Below are 18,368 nucleotides of genomic sequence, written 5' to 3'. Positions count from 1 at the left end.
CGCTTCTTGTCCACCGCCGCACCGCCCCGTCCCGACCTCCTCGTCCGCCCCGCCCACCTCGCCGGGCCAGGGGAAACCGACATCGTCTTCCTCCTCGCCTCCGAGCACGGCTGGTTCCGCCCGTTCAACGCCCCTGCCGACCTGGTCCTCATCAGCCCTCAAGAAGGGCTCGCCCTCACCCGGCAGGCCCGGCAGTGGACAGTGGCCGGACCCGGCGGCTGGACAGTCCGCTTCTGCGACCGCGCTCCTGCCGAAGTCCCCTATGCCCTCATCACAGCAGCTCAGGAAGCCGAGACCGGGCACACCGCTGGCGCCGGACCGGCCACCGGCCACACGGCCACCGTGCTGCTGATGGATTCCGGCTGGTCCGGGTTCAACCGCGATGGGTACCGGCTGGTCGCCGCACCCGACCGTCGAGCCGCCCTCTCCTGGCCCGACACGGCCCCTGACCCTGGCCCGGTACTCACTGCCGCCGCGCGTACCGGCGTGTGGACCGTCGAGTTCAGCCGAAGCGCACCCGACTACCTGCTCACCGCAGCCACCGCAGCACTGCTGCGTCCCGTGCCACGGCAGGCGGAGCAGATCCCGGAGCAGTTCCGGCACCTCGTCCGCGCCACCCCCCTCCACCCCGACCGCAGCGGTGACGGCCCCGTGGGGCGAACGGCCGCGGCCCGGGCACACGGCATCGCCTCGCACCCGGCCCTGCGATACCTTCCCCCGCCCTCCCCCCCGCCTGCCACGCCCACCGTGCACTACAGCCCAGCGGGACCGGCCCGTCCGCGCCCGGATCCGCGCTGACGGGCACCGGCGGATCAGTGGCGCCCCCAAGCCCCCGAACCGACCACCACATCACGGAGCAGTCCTGACCTCGCATCCCCTCGACTCCGTCGGCAACGTCAAGGCCGGCGCCCCGGCGCTGGACGAACTCGCCGACCAACTCACCACGGCCGACACCGAGGCGGCAGCTCCAACAGGGCTCACCGCCCAGCCCTTCGCCGCGATCCGGCACCCCCGCACGGGCGAGATCACCACCACCAGGTACAACGCCCACGCCCGGCGGATCCTGCTCCAGGCCGGCTTCGAGGAGGCCCCTGGCTGCGCCTGCCCAGCGACGGAGGCCGGCACGGACCCGACGCACGGGACCGCTCGGCAGTCAGCGAGCTGCTCGCCGACGGCATACCCCGGCCGGGCACGCCCGTACCCGCCAGCAGCCCGCCTTCCCAGCACATCGCCAACCCCGCCCGCACGCGCACCCGTTGAAGGATCATCGCCTTGACCACACCCGGACCGCCCGCCAAGCCAGCCCACGCCAGGCCCGGCGAACTACGGGCCAAGGTCGCCCAACTGCTGGCCAACCGGCCGTCGGACAAACTCACCATCGGGGAAATAGCCAAGACGCTGGGCCACTCCCACGGCGCTGTCCAGCAAGCGGTCACGACCCTGGTGCGACGCGGCGAGGCCGACCAACCCGGTGCCGGGCCGCAGTTCCGCGCGAACGCAAAGACGGCAGCAGCCGCGCAAGCCGCGGTGATCAGCCCACCGGGCACCCACTCTCCCCGTGCCGCCGCTGCCACGGCCCGCACGACCGTTCCTGCTCCGAGCACACCGAAGCAGAGCGTCGGCCCGATCCGCCGCGCGGGGGGACAGCTCTACCACCCGCGGCAGCTGGCCGACCTTCCCGACGTCGAGGCGCTGGCGCGCCTGCGGGACGCCGACATCCCGGTGCTGCTGTACGGCCCCCCGGGCACCGGCAAGACGAGCTTGGTCGAGGCCGCGTTCCCGGACCTGATCACCGTCGCCGGCGACGGTGACACCACCGTGGGCGACTTGCTCGGGGAGTACACGCTCGATGACGGCGGAGGCTATGTCTGGCAGTACGGTCCGTTGGTCACCGCGATGACCGAGGGCCGCGCACTGCTGATCGACGACGCGACGCTGATTTCACCGAAGGTGCTGGCGGCGTTGTATCCCGCGATGGACGGACGCAGGCAGGTCCAGATCAAGGCGCACAAGGGCGAGACCATCGAGGCGAAGGCCGGCTTCTTCGTGGTCGCGGGGCACAACCCCAACGTGCACGGTGCCGTGCTGACCGATGCGCTCGCGAGCCGGTTCTCCGTGCAGATCCAGGTCGGCACGGACTATGACCTGGCCGAGGCGCTGCGAATCGATCGCCGGGTGGTCCGGGTCGCCCGACACCTCGCGACGCAGGTCGAACTCGGCGAGCTGGGCTGGGCGCCGCAACTACGGGAACTGATTGCCTTTCAGAAGACGGAGGCCGTCCTCGGATTCAAGGCAGCGCTCGGAAATTTGATCGGCATCGCGCCCCTTGAGGACCGCGACGTCGTCACCTCAGCCGTCAAGAAGATCGCCGGCATCAAGGACGTCGCGCCCCTCACGCTCGGTCGGCAGCTCTCCGCCGCGACCGCTCCGGCTGCCCAGATGCCCCCGGGGAGTTCCGGCTCCGCATCCCGGGGCAGCCAGCGATGAGCGCCCACCACCACGTCCAGTCCTCCGCCACCGCGGCCGACGACGCCGACCTCGCGCGCTGGGACGATGACGGCGCCCCGCCCGCACAGCCCCGGTCGTCCCCGGCCGCGTGGCTGCGCGTGGGTGCCGAGCTCGGCGACCGGCTGGTCGCTCTGTCCGGCCGCCAGGACCTGCTCGTCACCTGCCGCCCCGGTACCCGCAGCGGCGCACCGGCGGCCTATTTCCCCGGCCTGGGGGAGGTCGAGTTCGACGCCACGCTGTTCGACCCTCTTCAGGCCCACGAGGTCCATCCGCGGATCGTGGGCGACGAAGAGAGGTATCCCGCCGCCTGGGGAGTTTTCGTCCACGAGGCCGCCCATGCCGCCCACTCCGTATGGACGGAGCCGGCCGGCGCGCACCCCCGGATCGTGGAGGCCGCGCTCCTGCTGGAGGAGAGCCGTGTCGAAGGCGCCCACCTGACCAGGCGTCCGATGGACCGCACGTACCTGCGCACCAGCGCCCGTACGCTGGTCATGCCCGACATCGCCAACCCGAGTTTCCAGGGCATCGAGCACGCCGCCAGCGTGGCTGCCCTGATCCTCGGTCGCCGTGACGTCGGCATCCTGGACGGGGGCGAGACCCGGGCGGTCGCCGAGCTGTGCGAGCAGGTCCTGGGTGCGGACCTGCTGGCCACCCTTACCGGCATCTGGACTGCGGCCCATCGGTGCGCCGACCACGACGCCACGACCATGCTCGCGCACGCCCAGGACTGGTGCGAGGCTCTGGACGCTGCTGCACCGTCCCTGCCCGCCCCGCCAGAGGACCTCACCGATCTGCTGTCCGGCGCCGTGGTGGTCGTCATGGACAGCATGGCCGCCAACGACCGTGCGGACCTCGCGGCACAACTCGCCGCCGACGACGCCATGGCCGCACACGCCAAGGCACAAGCCCAGGACCGCGCCCAGCGGGCCGACGGGCAACGCAAGGCCGCCGCCACCGCCCGCTCCGTCTTCAACCCCCGCGGCATCACCGTCAGCCCCGACGGCACACCCAGTCGCACCAGCCCGATCACCGGCACCCGCAAGCCGACCGCCGCCGAACAGACCGCCGCCGCGCACCTGAGCCGCGCGCTCCGTGCCGCTGCCTACCGCGAACGGACCGAGGAGCGGACCACCAGCCCCACCCCACCCGGCCGCCTCAACATGAGGGCCGCCCTCGCCCGCGACGCCCAGCGCGCGTCCGGGTCGGTGCCCACCGCGGAGCCGTTTACCCACACCCGGCGCCGCTCCACCGCCACCCCGCCGTTGCGGGTGGGGATCGCGGTGGACGTCTCCGGCTCTATGAGCGCCGCCTGCGGGCCCGTCGCGTCCGCTGCCTGGATCGTGGCCCGCGCAGCGGCCCTGACAGGCCCCGACTCCCGCACCGCCACCGTCGCCTACGACAGGCATCTGACCGCCCTGACCCGGCCCACCCATCGGGCGCCGGAGCGTGTGACGACGTTCAACGCCCGCGGCGGCAGTCACAACCTGGGCGATGCTATCGACGCACTCGACCACGGCCTCGACCTCGGCCGCCCCGGTGCCGGCCGCCTTCTCGTGATCGTCACCGACGCTCGGTACGGCAGCGACGAAACCGCCCAAGCCGTCACCCGCGTCAAGCGGCTCACCGCCGCCGGCTGCGCCGTACTCCAGCTCACCCTCACCGCGGAGTCCCTCCACTTGCCGGGGACCACCCTGCTTCACCTGCCCCGGCCCTCCAGCGCTCCCGTTGCCATCGCCAAGGCTGCTACCGACGCCATCCGCAGGACACGCTGACACGCCGCCACACGACCACGGTGATCAGACGTAGAGGCCCCGGTGCGGCGACTTATCCACCACCACCGGCCAGGCTCACCAAGACTCCGCAGGGGTCATCGAGACAGGACATTCGCGCGCCTGTGCCCGGACCAATTCGGTTCGGGCGCAGGCGCGTTCGCCTGCGGCAGACAACTTGCACGAAGCCCTTCACGGGACTATGTGATCCGGCCCTTCCCAAGCAAACATGGACCTCAGTCCGTGCCCCGCCTAGGAAGGTGACCCCGCTGACCGTCGTCCTGTCTGCACCCTCCGCCCCCAGCCTCCGCCCCGGTGACACCGTGCCGAGCCGCAAGTGGCTCCTCGGTGAGGGAAACCCGAACGACCTGAACTCCTTCCTGTACGAGAACCGCTGGACGTACGTGATCGACGCCGACGGCGGTCTGCACGCCGCGTCCCCTTGCACCCGCGTGTACCTGGGCTACCAGCCGGACAACCCCCACGCCGACACCTGGACCATCTCCCTGGACGGCACCGCCCGCCAGCCCGGCTGGCGCGCCCGGTTCGACCGCCACACCCCCGTCGAGCTGGTCCTCTCCGTCCTGCGCACCCTCGTCGAGCACCCGGGCCGCTGAGCACCCGCCCGCCACACCGCCCCTGCCCCCGCCCGAAGGGAACGCCCATCTCCACCCTGCGCTCTGTCCGCGCCAAGGCCCGCCTGCTCCACCGCATCTCGGCGGCTGAATGGCTGACCGGCTGCGCTATGTACACCAGCTTCCTGCACGCGATGCTGCTGTGGCCCGGCCGACCGCTGCTGGCCGCTCTGCAACTGGCGTCCATCTTCCTGATGCTGTGGTCGATGCCCCCGCTCGTCGCTGACGCCCTCGGCGACCGACCGCCTCGCCTCCGCCGACCGAACCGCTGAACCGGCAGCGCCGGGCCCAACGGCCCGGCGTGCAGTCACGGCACGCCTGTGCCGCGTCCAACCCACCGCCTTCGGAGGCGCTTTGCCCCATCCGATCGAGCTGTCCGGAGACGTCCTCGATCCCGCTGCCGTCCGCCGTGCCTTCGGTACCGCCTACGGACCGCCCGGCGCTGACGGCCACCGCGCGGTCTTCGCTGTGCTGGCCTTCCTCGCCCCCGTCGACCGATACCTGATCGCTCCACTCGGAACCCGTCCCGGCGGCTCTGCACCCGCGGCGGACCGCTGTGGTTGGGTGGAGCCCGACGCGCTGGACGAGCTGGTGGTCGCCCACCCGGTCCGCGCCCATGGCGGCGGCCGGACCGTGTGCCACCACCACATCCGGCCAGCGGCACCCGGAGCGTGCCGCACGTGCCGCATCCGGCCACCGCGCCCGGACTGCAACTTCTTCCGCACCTCCCGCTACGCCCCCATCCCCGAGGAGGAATCCTGATCACCATGCCCCGTACACGCCACGAGCTGCACTGCGCCGCCCTCGCCACCTCCGTGAGCACCACCGCCCTCGCTGCGGCAGCCGTCGTCTTCGCGCTCAGCGGCCCCGGCCGTTCGACCGCCGTCGCGCTGGTCGCCCTCGCGACCAGCGTGCTGACCTTGTACTGGATCTCCCGGGGCCTGGACACCGATGCGGACCATGCCGTGCGGGGCTGGCTCGACCAGCACGGTCATGGCCGACTCGACCAGATCGCCTCGGGGACCGGACTGCGCGAGGCGACGGCGAGACTGTCCCTGGTCCGCCTCGGCCGCTCCGCCGAGGTCACCTCCTCCGGCGACCCGCAGAGTCCGGTGTACCGGCTCGCGGACTGACGCTCCCGCGACATGCCGAAGGGCGGTGGGGCACAAGGAACGCCCTTGTGCCCCACCGCCCTTCGGCGCATACAGCATGCGGTCGAGACGTCGGGCGAGAGCGGGTCCTCGCCCCGAATCAGCCACGACTTCACGGCGGCCGGACCGGAGGGTCCTGGCCGGCATCCTGCCGGAGCAGAATCAGTTGAAGTAGATCCCGGCGAATTCGCCCCCGAAGCCCAGGTCCGTCAGCGCCTGATCGGCGTCACCCCAGGACCGGTCCGCGTAGGAGAAGTTCGCCTCGAAGAAGTCGAAGTCCAGTTCGCCCTCCTCCCACTCGAAGCCGCACCGGCACCGCACGAAGACCCGTCGGCGGGTCTCAAGGAGCAGCCAGTCCCGGTTCGCCCGGCAGGTGGCGCAGACGATGAGGGTGCCCCGCGGGTTCAGCTCGGCGGGATACTCGACGGCGCGGATCACGGAGCCGCCCGGGGCAGGCTCGGGAACCATCACCGGGTAGTCCGGGATGTGCAGGTCGGCCGGGAGCGGGGGGAGGTTCGAGGGGTCGTTCGGGTTGAGGTCGCGTCTCGGCGAGTCCGACAAGCTGCAAGCCCTTTCGTCACGGGAGATGGTGGCTTTAACCGGGCCTGCGACTGGAATATTCCCGAAATTGGACACCGATACCTGATCGTTACCCTTCTGCGGTGCGGGCTGCTCCAGCTTCTGCTAGTCGTCACTTGCCTTGGCCTGGCGCTACCGGGAACGGACCGTTCGGCTGCCGCCGGCATCACGGTCGGAGTGCGCTGCGGCTTCGGCTGGCCCGGTGATGCTGGCCAGGGCCGGTGAGCGGGCGGTGGCGGAGGCGGCGCGCTGGTCACCGGAGCCGTCGGCCGGGGCGCGAAGGAGGCGGAGCACTGCCGGGCCGTGGGTGAGCCACTGGTGCGCCGGGTGCCAGGCTTCCTCGTTGCGCTGCTGCAGCGCGTCCGTGAAGCCGGGTTCGATGGGAGCCCCCTTCGCATCCACCCGGTTCGGCTGCCCCGCCTGCCAGTCCGCGAGGATCTGGGCGGCGTCGCCGAGGCCCTGGCCGAACTCCTTCACCGACCACCGGGTGCGGTCGTCGACCGGAGCTGCCAGGCGGGTGCGGGCGGCGAGCAGCAGGGCTTCGGTGTGGGGCAGCACTTCGGCCAGGTGGGCGAAGACGGCCGCGTCGCGGCGGACCAGGCCGGCGCTGTAGGCGCGGTCGTCGAGGGGGAAGCCTTGGTCGTCGCAGAGGCTGTCCGATACGGCGTCCCACTGGTCGGTGGCCAAGTGGGCGGCGCGCAGGGACCGTTCGAGCAGGTCGGTGCGCGCCAGGTCGAGCAGGTTCTCGTGGATGGGCAGGAGTCGGCGGGTGATGAAGTGGGCGGTGCGGGCCCGTTCGAACGGGGAGGTCGTGCTGCCGCTCAGTGGGGCGGTGGTGCCCAAGACGGGGGTGTCCTGGTAGAAGTCCAGTTCCAGGTTGCCCAGGCTCACGGCGATGGTGTCGATCTTGGCGAAGCGTCCGCTGCGGGTGGAGTACTCGGTGGCGAGCAGGCCGAGCGGGCGGCCGGGTTCGCTGAGGACCGCGGCGCGGTCGAGATTGCGGTGGGGGATGAAGGGGCCGCAGAGCCGGTCGGCCAGTGCTGCGGCCTGTTCCGGGGCGGGCTGGGCGTGGTGTTCGGTGGTCCATGCCCCGGCGAGGCGGGCGGCGAGGTCCTCGGCGAGGTCGTGCAGGTCCACAGGTCTCCGTGTCGGGCAGGTGAGGGATGGCGCCGGACGGTCGGGCGGTTCGTCGGGGCCGTGGCGGGCCCGGTCGTCGTGAGTACCGGGCCCGCCGGGGCCTGTGCGGGTCAGGTGGCCTCGGCCACCTCCAGGTCGAGCAGGTCGGCGACCTGTTCCAGGCGGTCGTGGACCTGGTCGGCGTCGGTACCGGTGACGACGAAGTGGGCGAGGCGGCCGGTGTGCAGGTTGCCGCCCTGGCCGGGGTTGAGCATCTGCTCGCCGATCCCGTGCTCGAAGCGCAGCCGCTCCAGCCAGCCGGGGGTGCCGAGTTCCTGTCGGGCCTCGGCGCGGCGGACGGTGCCCGAGGTGGCGGGCGAGACGAAGCGCACTCCGGCCGCTTCCCGCCGGGTGGGGGTGAGGTCGGGCTCGCGGCCCAGGGCGATGTCCGCGGCGACGGCGGGCAGGTCGATTCCGGTGGCCAGCTGGACGAGTCGGCCGATCAGGTCGCCGCCGATGCGGGCGTTGACCTCGATGAGGCGCGGGCCGCTGCTGGTCAGGCGCATCTCGACGTGGGACACGCCGGCGTTGACGCCGAGGGCGTCCAGAGCGGCCTCGGCGATGGGGCCGACCTGTGCGAGGAGGTGGTCGTCGGCGACGACGGTGTGGCCGACCTCCTGGAACAGCGGCTCGGCTCCGAGGGCCTTGCGGGTGACGGCGACGGGAGTGGTGATGCCGTGCACGGTGATGCACTCCACCGAGATCTCGGGTCCGTCGAGGTACTCCTCCACGAGGACGCCGGTTCCTTCCGCGCCTTGGCCGGCGGCCTGCTCGGAGGCGTAGGCGAAGGCGGCCGGGAGGTCCTCGGCCTGCTCGACCTTGATCACGCCGATGCTGGCGGCGTGCGCGGCGGGCTTGAGGACGACGGGGTATCCGATGCGGCGCGCGGCGGTGTTGGCGGTGACGAGCGAGGTGGCACGGATCGACTGCGCGGAGGGCACGCCCTCGGCGGCCCACACGGCGCGGGCGACGGCCTTGTTGCGGCACGCCGCGGCGGTCGCGGACGACTGGCCGGGCAGCCCGAGGTCGGTGGCGATCTGTGCGGCGGGCAGCAGGCAGTACTCGTCCCAGGTGAGCACTCCGGCGATGGTGTGGCGTTCGCCGAGACGGGCGACTGCGGCGCGCAGGGCGGGAAGGTCGTGAGGGTCGGCGACCTCGTGGTCGACGATGTGCGCCAGCTGCCAGGTCGGCTCGGTGGAGTCGACCAGGACGATCCGCTGGCGGCGCGCGGCGCCTTCGAGGCAGTAGGCGCGGTACGCGGGGTTGCCGATGGAGATGACGAGCAGGACGGTGCTGTCCGTGGCGTGGGGCATGCGATCTTTCCGGTAGGGGCAGGGCCGGGTGCGGTCAGGCGCGGGCGGGTCGGCGGTTGGAGGGCTGGAGGGCGAAGACGGCGGCGCACGCGGAGGCGAGGACGGTGCTGCCGGTCCACAGCCACCCGGATCCGTTGTCCAGAGCGACGGCGCCGATCAGCGGTGCCACCAGGGCGGAGCCGCCGAAAGCAGCGCCCCAGACGCCGAGGTAGCGGCCACGCGCTCCGTCCGGTGCGAGTTCGGTGACGTACGCGGCGGCGCCGACGCAGAAGGCCATCTCACCCAGGGTCCACACGGCGGCTGCGGCGACGTATCCGGTGGCGGAGTGGACGAGCCCGTTGGCGCCCATGCCGAGACCGATCGCCAGGGCCCCGGCCCCGGTGGTCCGTAGGGGGGCGCTTCGTTCCATCAGCGGTTGGAGCAGGGGCTGCAACGCCAGGACGGTGACGGCGTTGGCGACGTTGACCGCGCCGTAGACGGCGGGCGAGAGGCCGTCGGCGCGGATGGCCAGCGGGATGCCGTACACCATCTGCTGGTACACGGTGAGCGTGACCAGCGACAGGCCGGTGAAGGTGAGCAGGCGCCGGTCAGCCAGGACGGCGCGGTAACGGATGGGGTCCGGGGCGGTGATCGGCTGGTCGCGGGTGGCGGGCAGGGCGAGGATGACCGCGGCGAAGGCCACGCAGGTCAGCGCATCGACCACGCAGAGCCAGCCCATGTGGGAGCTGGCGAGGTAGCCGCCGACGATGCCGGAGGCGGCGGCGCCCGCATTCAGCATCCAGTACTGCAGGCCGAAGCCGCGGGCGCGCTGCTGCTCGGAGACCACGTCCGCGATCCAGGCGGTGATCGCGGTGCGGGGCGCGTCGAAGACCAGGCCGATCGCGGCGGCCAGGGCCACCAGTTCGGGGACGGTGGTGGCGCGGGCGAGCAGCCCGTACGCCGCGGCGGTCAGAGCGAGGGAGACGACGATGGTGCTCTTGCGGCCGAACCTGTCGGCGGCGACGCCGGAGAGCGGCTGGCCGAGCACCCATCCGGCGCCGAACGCGGCCAGGATCTGGCCGGCGGTGCCGATCGACAGGTGGAGCTGGGTGACCAGGTAGAGGGTGAGGTACGGGACGAGGACGGCACCGATGCGGCTGACACCGAACCCGATCACCAACACCCAGTACGTGGCCGGGAGACGGTTGGCGGGCGGGGCTGTCGTCGGTTCGGTTTCGGCGGCTGTCGACAAGGGGCTGCTCCGGCAGTCGGGTTCGGGTGTGGTCGGGTCAGGCGGCGGTGTGCGGCTCGACGCGGATGTCCAGCACCGCGCGCAGGTGGGCGACCTCCTGGTCGAGGGTCTTGAGGTTGTCGGGGACGTAGAGCACCCGGCCGGCGCGGGTCATGGTGCCGATGCCGGCGGGTGCGGGCTGGCCGACGATGAGGCGGATGTCCGCGTCGAGGACCCCGGGCAGCGCTTCGACGGTGTCCCGGTCGGTGACGTGGGTCACCGTCCCCGCCGGGGCGGGGATCATGACGGCGGTGAGCGCGGGGAAGCGCGGGGTGCCGTCCAGGTCCGGTACCTCGCCGGTGGCGAGGGCTGCCAGGGTGGCGGGCAGGTCGAACGCGTACATCACGGAGGCGAGTTCGGTGATGCTGCCGCCGCCCGGTCGGGCACCGGCTTCGCCGACGAACAGGCCCTTGGTGCGGTCGCGCAGGATCTCGCAGTGCACGACGCCGCTCTGTGCGCCGAGCGCGGCGGCGGCGCGGGTGGCCAGGGCGGTGACGTCCTGGGCTTCGGGGTGCTCGGGCGGCAGGACGGTGTCGAAGGAGGCGTCGCCGATGCTCTGCAGGAGCGGGGCGTCGTAGCGGCCGGGTACCGCGAGGAGCACGGTCCCGCGGTGGACGTAGAGGTCGCAGAAGAACTCGGCCTCGACGTCGAGGAACTGCTCGACGAGGAATCCGTGGGGGGCCTCGTGCAGGGAGTCCAGGACGTGGCCGGCGGCGAGGCGGCCGGTGGGGTCGGTGGTGCGGGTGTCGAACGCCCCGGCGCCGACCAGTTCCTTCAGATCCTCCGGGCTGCGGACGACGAAGGTGTTCAGCGTGGCGAGCCCGGCCCGGGGCTTGACCAGCACGGGCCAGCCGAAGTCGCCCGCGGCGGCGCCGACCTCGTCGGCGTGGTGGACCACCCGGTGCCGGGCCACGGGCAGGCCGGCGGCGGCGAGGGCGGTCTTCATGGTCGCCTTGTCGGTGTAGGCGCGGGCAGCGTCCACCGTCAGGCCGGGCAGCGCTCGCAGCTGGCGCAGGTGCGCGGCGGCGACGATGGCCTGCTCGTCGATCGTGGCGATGGCGTCGACGTCGGGCAGGGAGTGTTCCAGGGCCGTCAGGGCGTCGAGGTCGTCCCAGTGCGCGATCGTGTGCCGCGCGGTGCCGGGGACGGCGGCCGTCCCTTCGGGCTGGAGGACGGAGACGGTGTGGCCGGCGGTGAGGAGGGCGTTCTCCAGCAGGGGGTTGCCGGTGGACAGGACGAGGACGTGCATCAGGTGGGTCACTCCGGTGTGCGGGAGAAGGAGGTGGGGGTGCGGTGGGGTGGCGGGCGTCCGGGTAGAGAGGGACTTCTAGCGGAGGGGCCGGGCTTCGTTCGGCGGACGGTCGCTGGTGGTGATCCGCCAGGCGGTGGCGGCCTGACGGGCGCGGGCCTCGGCCTGCTCGGCTGTGGCTCCGACGGCGTACACATGGCCGGCGGGGGTGAGCGTGCCGACGCGCGTGGGGCTCGGTTGACCGGCGTGGACGAGCTGCTGCACGTCGATGACGCCGGGACGCTTCCGGATCTCGTCGGCGCTGTCCATGCTGGTGATCCAGCCGGGTGGGGCGATGGGGGCGGCCCAAGCCACGGCCGGGCCGTCGCTGCGCGGGTCCGCCTGCGGGGTCAGGTTCATGGCCAGGTCGGCGGCGAGCGCCCAGGGGTCGATGCCGTGCCGGAGCCTGAGCAGGTGGGGCAGCATGGCACCGCCGGGCCGCAGCCCGATCTCCCCGACCAGCAGGTCGCCGGAGCGGGCGCGCAGGATCTCGACGTGGGCGAACCCGGATTCCAGCTGGAGGGCGTCGGCTGCGGCGCGGGCCAGTTCGACGACCTGCTGGGCGTGGTCGTCGTCGGGGCCCAGGAGCACCGCGCCCAGGACGGCGGTGCCCAGCAGGGGCCCGGGATATCGGCCCGGCACGGCGTAGACCTCGCGGCCGTGGTGGCGGAGGATCTCGCAGTGGTACTCGGCGGCGACGTCGATTCCCTCCTCGGCGATGAGGCCGCCGCTGGCGTGGTCCAGTCCCCGGTGGATGCCGGAGGCGTGGAGGCTGGCGGGCAGGGCCTGGGGGCCGAAGGCGTCGCTGGCACGCAGGCGGTCGAGGTGGGGCTGGTCGCGGACGAGGAGGGTGCCGATCGAGGCGAATCCCCGGCGGGGCTTCACGACGACCGGCCAGCCGAGCAGTTCGGCGGCGCTCTCGATGTCGGCGACGCTGTCCAGCGGGACGTGCCAAGCGACGGGGACACCGGCGGCGGTGAGCACGTCCTTCTGGACGTGCTTGTCCGTGGCGGCTGTTGCCGATGCCACGGACTGGCCCGGGAGTCCCAGCCGGCGGCGAAGGACTGCGGCGGCTCGTAGGCAGGGCTCGTCGGTGGTGACCACCGAGTCAACGGGCAGAGCAGCCAGTTCGCGGGCGAGGACGGACAGCTCCCGCCGGTCGTCCCACGAGGCGACGGTCAACATCGGGTAGGGGACGCCGCGGGCCTGGCGGTCGGCCTGGACGGCTGCCGGCACTACGGCGAGGATCTGCTGCCCGCGCTCGACGAGCCGGTCCTCGAGGTGGGAGCGGAGAGCGGAAAGCACGACAAGCATGCCGACGTTCCTCCTTCTGGTCATGTCGGGATGGGGATGGGCGGCGGGGTGGCCCCCTGCGCCGGGGGCTGGCCGTGCGAGTGGGGCGCTACCGCAGGCGGACGGCGGGCTGGTGGGGCTGGCCGGTGGTCACCTGGGGCAGCCGCTCGCGTGGCGCGGGCGGCGGCAGCGCCACGGGGGGCAGGGCCGCTGAGGTGGCGCGGGCGGCCGAGTCGCGGGTGATCGACGGCGCCGCTGCTGGTGCGGCGTGGACGACCACGTCGAGGAGGTCGGCGGGGCAGGCGTAGCCGATGCCCGCGTTCCGGAAGGACTGGACGGCGCGGGTGACCGCGGCGCTGTGCTCGGTGAGTCCGGTTGTGCCGGGCGGCAGTTGGAACCGGACGTCCGTGTTGGTGGATCGGTCCACGAAGCCCGCCTCGCGCAGCAGCTGCTCGGCCTTGGCCTGGGTGGCCAGCAGTTCCTCGCGGCCGGGGACGCCCAGTTGCTCCAGGCGCTGGTACAGGACCGCCAGCATGGCGGGCACGCTGCCCCGGTTGTGCTCGTGCGGGCCGCCGGGCTCGCTGTTGTAGATCAGCTCGAACTGGTCGTCGTCCTCCGGGTGGTCCCGGGTGACGTGCCAACTGTCAGGGAACCCAGGGATGGCGCTGTCGACGTCGCCGGTCTCCTGCGGAGGCGAGATCGTCAGGTGTCCGCCGTCGGGCAGCAGGACGTGGACGATGTAGTCGCTCAGTCCGAAGTCCTCGACGCACTCCAGCCCGCGGTGTTCGAGCGGGCCGGTGATGTGCGGATACCGGCGGCTGATCCTCGCCGCGTCGAGGGGCCTGGGTGTGAAGGGGCCGAAGACGTAGGCGTTCAGCTCGTCGGGCTTCTCGGTGAACAGGACGGTCACCTGGGGCTCAGGCTCCACGGTCGCTCTCTTCTGCTGCGCGGGACGGGGGTGGTGCGCCCGCCGACGCAGCGTTGATCGCGTCCGTCGGCGGGCGGATCACCAGATTCCGCGCCGCGCGGCCGGATGCATCCGGCCGACCTTGTGGTAGGAGCTGCCGTGGGAGTCTGGACCAGCGAGGACGTCTTGGGCGAAGATCACGCTCAGCCCCGTCCGCTAGCCGCAGGAGACGCCTCGATGGACAGCAAGGATCTGTGGTACTTGGCCGGCCGGCGTGCCGAGCGGCATGCCCCTGCCGGTGACTACCTCGCCCGGCGGTGGGACCAGGCGGTCCGCGAGGCTGCCTCGCTGATCGAGCCCGGCCTGCCCCGGCACTACAGCTACGGCCCCTTCGTCCCCGCGCTGGACGTCATCGCCCTCGCGCTTTACAGCCGGGACGACTACGACCCCGGACGCGGTCCGGGTTCGTGTGAGATCGCCGACATGCTGGCGTCGCCCGATGCAGAGCAGCGGGTCCGCGACGGGTTGGCCGGGCGCGGCCACCGTGCCCCCGATGACCCGCTGCTGGAGCTGCTCTCCTGGCTGACGCGGGAGAAGCAGTGGGATCCCAGCTGGGACGCCCTCCCCTCCCTGGAACAGCCCTATCCCGGAACCGCCTTCCGGTGGGCCGTCGAGTGGTTCGACTACTGGCTACGGAATCGCGCGCTCCAAACCGGCTGAGCCGACGCAAACGGACCTCGGGGCGGCGTTCAGCCTCGGTTCGCGCTGCTCGGACTCCCGCCGAACGAGACAGTGGACCGGCTGCATAGGTACCACCCGCTGACCGGACGGCCGTCCTCATCCTGCCAGGTAACCCGCGCCGACCAGCGGATGCTGCCCTGACGCAGCCGCCAGCGTTCGATTCGGACGGACCGCCACTGCCCGCCGATGCGGATCTGGGCCTGCGCCCAGCGGGCTTCCGCCGGCCAGCTCCGCCCAGGACCAGCGAGCAGCTGGACCGGAGCAGGCACCGCGTCCTCATGGTCGCCCCGAGCGGAGGGGCGGTCGGGGCGAAGGCGTGGAGGTGCGGCGCTCATGGCAAAATCGTACATCCGTTCGGTTACTGCTTGGGCCTTCCTCCCTCTGGGCTGGTCAGATCGGTACGGGCATCCGCTCGGACAGCAGAGGTCCGAACCCGACGTCTGTGGCTGCCTTCTCCAGGTGCCGCTTCATGGGGTCGCCGACGAGGAACGGGCTGATGGCCTTGCCGGCGAGGTAGAGGCAGACCGGGATCCACACGCGGTTCGCGTCGACTGTGACCTTGCCTGTCGCGTAGAGCGCTCGTGCCTGCCCGTGCTCCCGCTCGACGAACGCCTCCCCTGTCTGCAAGGAGGCGTGCGAGTAGGAGGACAGATAGCGGTAGACCGGGTAGAGGTTCCGCAGGCCCCGAGCCTCGACCAGGTTGGCGACGTTGCTGGCCTGGCCCTTGAGCGTCGCGTGGCGGGCCTCGGCAGCGGCGTCGGGGAAGTCGAAGACCGGCTCGTCCCCGACCAGGATGTCGCTGGGGATCTCCCACTTGATCCGTTCGAGGTTCTCGATCAGCTTCCTGCGCCGGTCGAACTCGGCGGCTTCCAGTGCCCACAAGCCCTCGGTCTTATGCTCCGCCAGCCACTCCATGAAGTGCGCGTGCTCGATGATGCTGCGCATCTGACCAGCCGCCTCCACCGTGAACTGGGAGTCGTAGGCCCGCATCAGCAGATCGGCCTGGCGGTTCACGAACATCCACCACCCGAGGAGTTGATGCGCGTAGTCGGCTTCCTCGGCCAGCACCTCGGGAGAGGACGCTGTGACCTTCTGCGCCTCGTCGATGAGGTGTTTGGTGAGGAGGCGAGAACGCCTGATGCAGCTGGGGTTGTCGCCGAACTTGTATGCCATCCCGCGAGGTTAGGGCGCTCGATGTCTCTGCGGCACGACGTTTTCCCGTACCCGCGCGGTGACCGGAGCAATCGCGTCCCTCACGACCGGGCCCATCGGGGTCAGGCCGTCAACGGAAACACCGAGGACGCCACCCGGTGGATGGCGTCCTCGGTGCTGCTTTCTCAGAGCGCGACCACGGTAGCGCGCCGCCGCCGACCGTGCGCCCGCTCGGTCAGCGGGCCGGGCGACGCCGTGGCGCGGGCGCGGGGGCGGCAGGCCGTCCGGCCCTGGTGGGGGTGCCGGGCCGCACTGGCTCGGTCGAGGGTGCGGCCGACAGCCCTGCGATCCGGCGCACTCGCCAGACCATGACGGCGGTGACAGAGTCGGCGGTGTCCAGCTCGCGCCAGGTCTTCGCCTCCTCCAGGAGGGCGGCCGGGTCGTGGCCGGCGGCCTCGGCCTCGGCGAGGGTCGCGGCTAGCGCGTCCCACCCCTCCTTCTCCTGCGGAGCGCCCTCGGCGACGGACAGCCGGTCGCGGATTACGGCAGCCTGCCGCTCCCGGATCGCCGGAGGCAGCGCCCGTCCACCGGTGGCCATCGCCGCCATCGGCCTGGCGGAGACCGTGCGGTATGCCGCGCGCAGTTCGCGGGCGGCGGCGTCGGCAGCGGCGGCCTGCTGGGCGTGGCCGCGCCCGGAGTGCCAGCGGGCGGCGGCGATGGCCAGCAGCACCAGTGCGGACAGCAGCATGGCGGTCGCGCCGCCGTCCTCGCCCCTGTTGGTGGCATAGCCGCTGGAGAGCATCTGCCGAGCCGCGTAGCGCAGGCTCCGGTTGTCGGCCCGCTCGGCACGGACGTGGCTGCGCGAGGCGCGCTCGAACGCCCGCGCTGCGGCCAGGAGCTGGGCCCGAGTGTCGGCCGGGGCGCGGATGGCGATCACGTCGATCACCTCGATCGCTCCGGCGAGCTGGGCGGCGACCTGCTCGTCGTCGCCTTCGTCGATCGTGCGGGCGGCGGCTTCGACCGCGCCGGCCGCGCCGCGCCGGGCTTGGGCGGCCCGGGAGCCGGGTGTGCGGGCCTTGCCCGTCGCCGCGCCGTCGGGCTGCGCGGTATCGGCAGCGTCGACCGGCCCCGCGCCCAGGCGTTTGCGGATGCGGGGCAGGGACAGGTCCGGGGCGAGCCGGGAGCCGCCGAAGTAGATCGGCTCGCCCTCGGCGTTGCGGTCGTCTGGGTGGGCGACGGAGTACCCGAGCACATCACCGGACGGTGCGATCTTGAGGTGGACCAGGAGGCCGGCCGTCTTGAGTCGGTCCAGGAACTCCGCCTCGTCGGCGGCGCCCGCGAGGGCGCGCCGGGCGGCGTCGCGCAGCTGGAGCCGGACGGGTTCGTCTCGGCCGAGCCGCTGCGCCTTGTGGCCCTCCGCGCTGGTGGGCCGTTTGGCGGCGGTTCCGTCGCCCGGGTTCAGCTCCTTGAGGCCGAAGTCGCGCTCGATCTGCCGGCACTCCGTCTGGGCGCGCTTCGCATCGTCGTTCAGGCGGGCTTGGCGCAGGTCGCCGCGCACGATGGTGGCCATGATGTGGATGTGCCGCGGGTCGTGGCGGACCGCGATCCAGCGGCAGCCGTCGGGGTCGCCGGGCTCGGCGATGCCGGCGGCGGCGACCACGCGGCGGGCGACCTCGGCCCACTCCTCGTCGCTCAGGAGCCGGTCGTCGGGGTCCGCGCTGACGGGACAGTGCCAGACGTGCCGCTTGGGCCGCCGGTCGCCGAGTTGGTTGACCCGCAGGTCGAGCGCGGCCTCCAGCTGCGAGAGCGTGGCGTTCGGGTCGCGGCCGGGGTCCGGGGCGAACCCGTCCCAGGAAGCGACGATGTGGGGGTCGGTGTGTTCGTCGTGCTTGCCGGGGCCGTAGAGGTAGGCCAGCAGTCCGTACGTCTTTGATCCGCGGCTGACGTCAGGGACCACCGGCGGCCCCGGTGACGAGCTGGGCGGCGGTGCGGTCGACCGTGGCGACGGCGGCGCGGACCGCGCCGAGCGTGGCGTCGAGGTCGGCGGGCCGGACCTGGCCGCCGGCATTGAAGGCGAAAGCGACTTGGTTCAAGTTGTTGCCGACGCGGGCGAGGTGGGCACGGGCGGAGACCAGGGTGTCGACGGCTCGGTCGAGTCGGTCTTGCGGATCTCGGGCACTGCTGTGGCCGCGGGCGGCGGCGAGCGTGCTGGTGGCGACGAAGCGTGAGACGGTCTGCTCGCGCTGCTCGGCGGCGGCGATGATCTCGTCGCGCTCGGCGGCGTTGAAGCGGGTGACGATGCGATGGGGGCGCTGCTGGGCGTCGCGGTGGCGACGGCGCGGGCGGCGCTTCGGCGTCAACTCATCTTCTGCTGCTGTCGGTTGTGGCGTGGTCGTGGCTTCTCCTTTCCTCGGTTCCCGGAGCGCCCTCGCTCCGGGTTCCTGGGTGGAGTCGAGCGCCCTCGCTCGACACCACCCACGTCCCACGCCCCCCCTTGGGGCGAGGGCAAGTGCCGGGGGGCGGTCTCTTATAATCATAAACGAGGCCCCCAGACCAACACACCTAGGGGATTGCGGGAGAAGGATG

General features: G+C 72.4%; 18 protein-coding genes. 8 read left to right on the top strand and 10 right to left on the bottom strand.

Features of this window, described 5'->3' with window-relative positions; all coding sequences use genetic code 11:
* Positions 1-6: 6 nt before the first annotated feature.
* The 7 genes from ACFWA9_RS07075 to ACFWA9_RS07045 all read left to right on the top strand — a co-directional run bounded on the left by ACFWA9_RS07075 (position 7) and on the right by ACFWA9_RS07045 (position 6,045).
* Positions 7-798, top strand: a complete 792-nt coding sequence (locus ACFWA9_RS07075) for a hypothetical protein (protein ID WP_380384127.1) — start codon at positions 7-9, stop codon at positions 796-798.
* 202 nt (positions 799-1,000) lie between these two features.
* Positions 1,001-1,276, top strand: coding sequence for a hypothetical protein (locus ACFWA9_RS07070; RefSeq protein ID WP_380384109.1), 276 nt, complete (start codon positions 1,001-1,003; stop codon positions 1,274-1,276).
* The gene (locus ACFWA9_RS07065; RefSeq protein WP_380383959.1) at positions 1,273-2,487 is read left to right on the top strand and encodes an AAA family ATPase; all 1,215 of its coding nucleotides are present in this window, start codon (positions 1,273-1,275) and stop codon (positions 2,485-2,487) included. Before ACFWA9_RS07070 ends, ACFWA9_RS07065 begins: the two co-directional genes overlap by 4 nt.
* Positions 2,484-4,280: a hypothetical protein gene (locus ACFWA9_RS07060; RefSeq protein ID WP_380383957.1), complete on the top strand. Its 1,797-nt coding sequence runs from the start codon at positions 2,484-2,486 to the stop codon at positions 4,278-4,280. Before ACFWA9_RS07065 ends, ACFWA9_RS07060 begins: the two co-directional genes overlap by 4 nt.
* A 257-nt stretch (positions 4,281-4,537) precedes the next feature.
* Positions 4,538-4,894, top strand: a complete 357-nt coding sequence (locus tag ACFWA9_RS07055; RefSeq protein WP_380383954.1) for a DUF317 domain-containing protein — start codon at positions 4,538-4,540, stop codon at positions 4,892-4,894.
* Positions 4,895-5,022: 128 nt separating this feature from the next.
* Entirely contained in the window at positions 5,023-5,184 is a 162-nt protein-coding gene (locus ACFWA9_RS07050; RefSeq protein ID WP_380383952.1) for a hypothetical protein, read from the top strand.
* 495 nt (positions 5,185-5,679) lie between these two features.
* Entirely contained in the window at positions 5,680-6,045 is a 366-nt protein-coding gene (locus ACFWA9_RS07045; RefSeq protein ID WP_380383949.1) for a hypothetical protein, read from the top strand.
* A 180-nt stretch (positions 6,046-6,225) separates the two neighbouring features.
* Here the strand turns inward: ACFWA9_RS07045 and ACFWA9_RS07040 are convergent, their stop codons facing one another.
* The 7 genes from ACFWA9_RS07040 to ACFWA9_RS07010 form a co-directional block, all read right to left on the bottom strand.
* Positions 6,226-6,624 carry a hypothetical protein gene (locus ACFWA9_RS07040; RefSeq protein WP_380383946.1) on the bottom strand — a complete coding sequence of 133 codons (399 nt, stop codon included), beginning with the start codon at positions 6,622-6,624 and terminating at the stop codon, positions 6,226-6,228.
* 150 nt (positions 6,625-6,774) lie between these two features.
* Positions 6,775-7,779: a hypothetical protein gene (locus tag ACFWA9_RS07035; protein WP_380383943.1), complete on the bottom strand. Its 1,005-nt coding sequence runs from the start codon at positions 7,777-7,779 to the stop codon at positions 6,775-6,777.
* Positions 7,780-7,889: 110 nt separating this feature from the next.
* Complete coding sequence (locus ACFWA9_RS07030) at positions 7,890-9,131, bottom strand: acetyl-CoA carboxylase biotin carboxylase subunit family protein (RefSeq protein ID WP_380383940.1); 1,242 nt, start codon at positions 9,129-9,131, stop codon at positions 7,890-7,892.
* 34 nt (positions 9,132-9,165) lie between these two features.
* On the bottom strand, positions 9,166-10,287 hold the full coding sequence (locus tag ACFWA9_RS07025) for an MFS transporter (protein ID WP_380383937.1): 1,122 nt from the start codon (positions 10,285-10,287) through the stop codon (positions 9,166-9,168).
* 112 nt (positions 10,288-10,399) lie between these two features.
* Entirely contained in the window at positions 10,400-11,650 is a 1,251-nt protein-coding gene (locus ACFWA9_RS07020) for an acetyl-CoA carboxylase biotin carboxylase subunit family protein (RefSeq protein ID WP_380383934.1), read from the bottom strand.
* A 78-nt stretch (positions 11,651-11,728) separates the two neighbouring features.
* Positions 11,729-13,003 carry an acetyl-CoA carboxylase biotin carboxylase subunit family protein gene (locus tag ACFWA9_RS07015; protein ID WP_380383932.1) on the bottom strand — a complete coding sequence of 425 codons (1,275 nt, stop codon included), beginning with the start codon at positions 13,001-13,003 and terminating at the stop codon, positions 11,729-11,731.
* A gap of 88 nt (positions 13,004-13,091) precedes the next feature.
* A complete protein-coding gene (locus tag ACFWA9_RS07010) occupies positions 13,092-13,910 on the bottom strand; it encodes a hypothetical protein (protein WP_380383929.1) in 819 nt (272 codons plus the stop codon).
* Between the two features lie 216 nt (positions 13,911-14,126).
* Here ACFWA9_RS07010 and ACFWA9_RS07005 point away from each other — a divergent pair, with 216 nt between their 5' ends.
* Positions 14,127-14,609 carry a hypothetical protein gene (locus ACFWA9_RS07005; protein WP_380383926.1) on the top strand — a complete coding sequence of 161 codons (483 nt, stop codon included), beginning with the start codon at positions 14,127-14,129 and terminating at the stop codon, positions 14,607-14,609.
* A 411-nt stretch (positions 14,610-15,020) separates the two neighbouring features.
* Here ACFWA9_RS07005 and ACFWA9_RS07000 read toward each other — a convergent pair whose 3' ends face one another.
* The 3 genes from ACFWA9_RS07000 to ACFWA9_RS06990 all read right to left on the bottom strand — a co-directional run bounded on the left by ACFWA9_RS07000 (position 15,021) and on the right by ACFWA9_RS06990 (position 18,142).
* The gene (locus tag ACFWA9_RS07000; protein ID WP_380383923.1) at positions 15,021-15,803 is read right to left on the bottom strand and encodes a DUF5677 domain-containing protein; all 783 of its coding nucleotides are present in this window, start codon (positions 15,801-15,803) and stop codon (positions 15,021-15,023) included.
* A 214-nt stretch (positions 15,804-16,017) separates the two neighbouring features.
* The gene (locus ACFWA9_RS06995) at positions 16,018-17,739 is read right to left on the bottom strand and encodes a relaxase/mobilization nuclease domain-containing protein (RefSeq protein WP_380383920.1); all 1,722 of its coding nucleotides are present in this window, start codon (positions 17,737-17,739) and stop codon (positions 16,018-16,020) included.
* A complete protein-coding gene (locus ACFWA9_RS06990; protein WP_380383917.1) occupies positions 17,729-18,142 on the bottom strand; it encodes a plasmid mobilization protein in 414 nt (137 codons plus the stop codon). The genes ACFWA9_RS06995 and ACFWA9_RS06990 overlap by 11 nt, the downstream gene beginning before the upstream one ends.
* Positions 18,143-18,368 lie beyond the last annotated feature (226 nt).

Origin of the sequence: Kitasatospora sp. NPDC059973, assembly GCF_042737525.1 — a bacterium.
GTDB lineage: Bacteria > Actinomycetota > Actinomycetes > Streptomycetales > Streptomycetaceae > Kitasatospora.
Note: the sequence above shows the minus strand (reverse complement) of the source record. Positions and strands in the feature narration are given on the sequence as shown.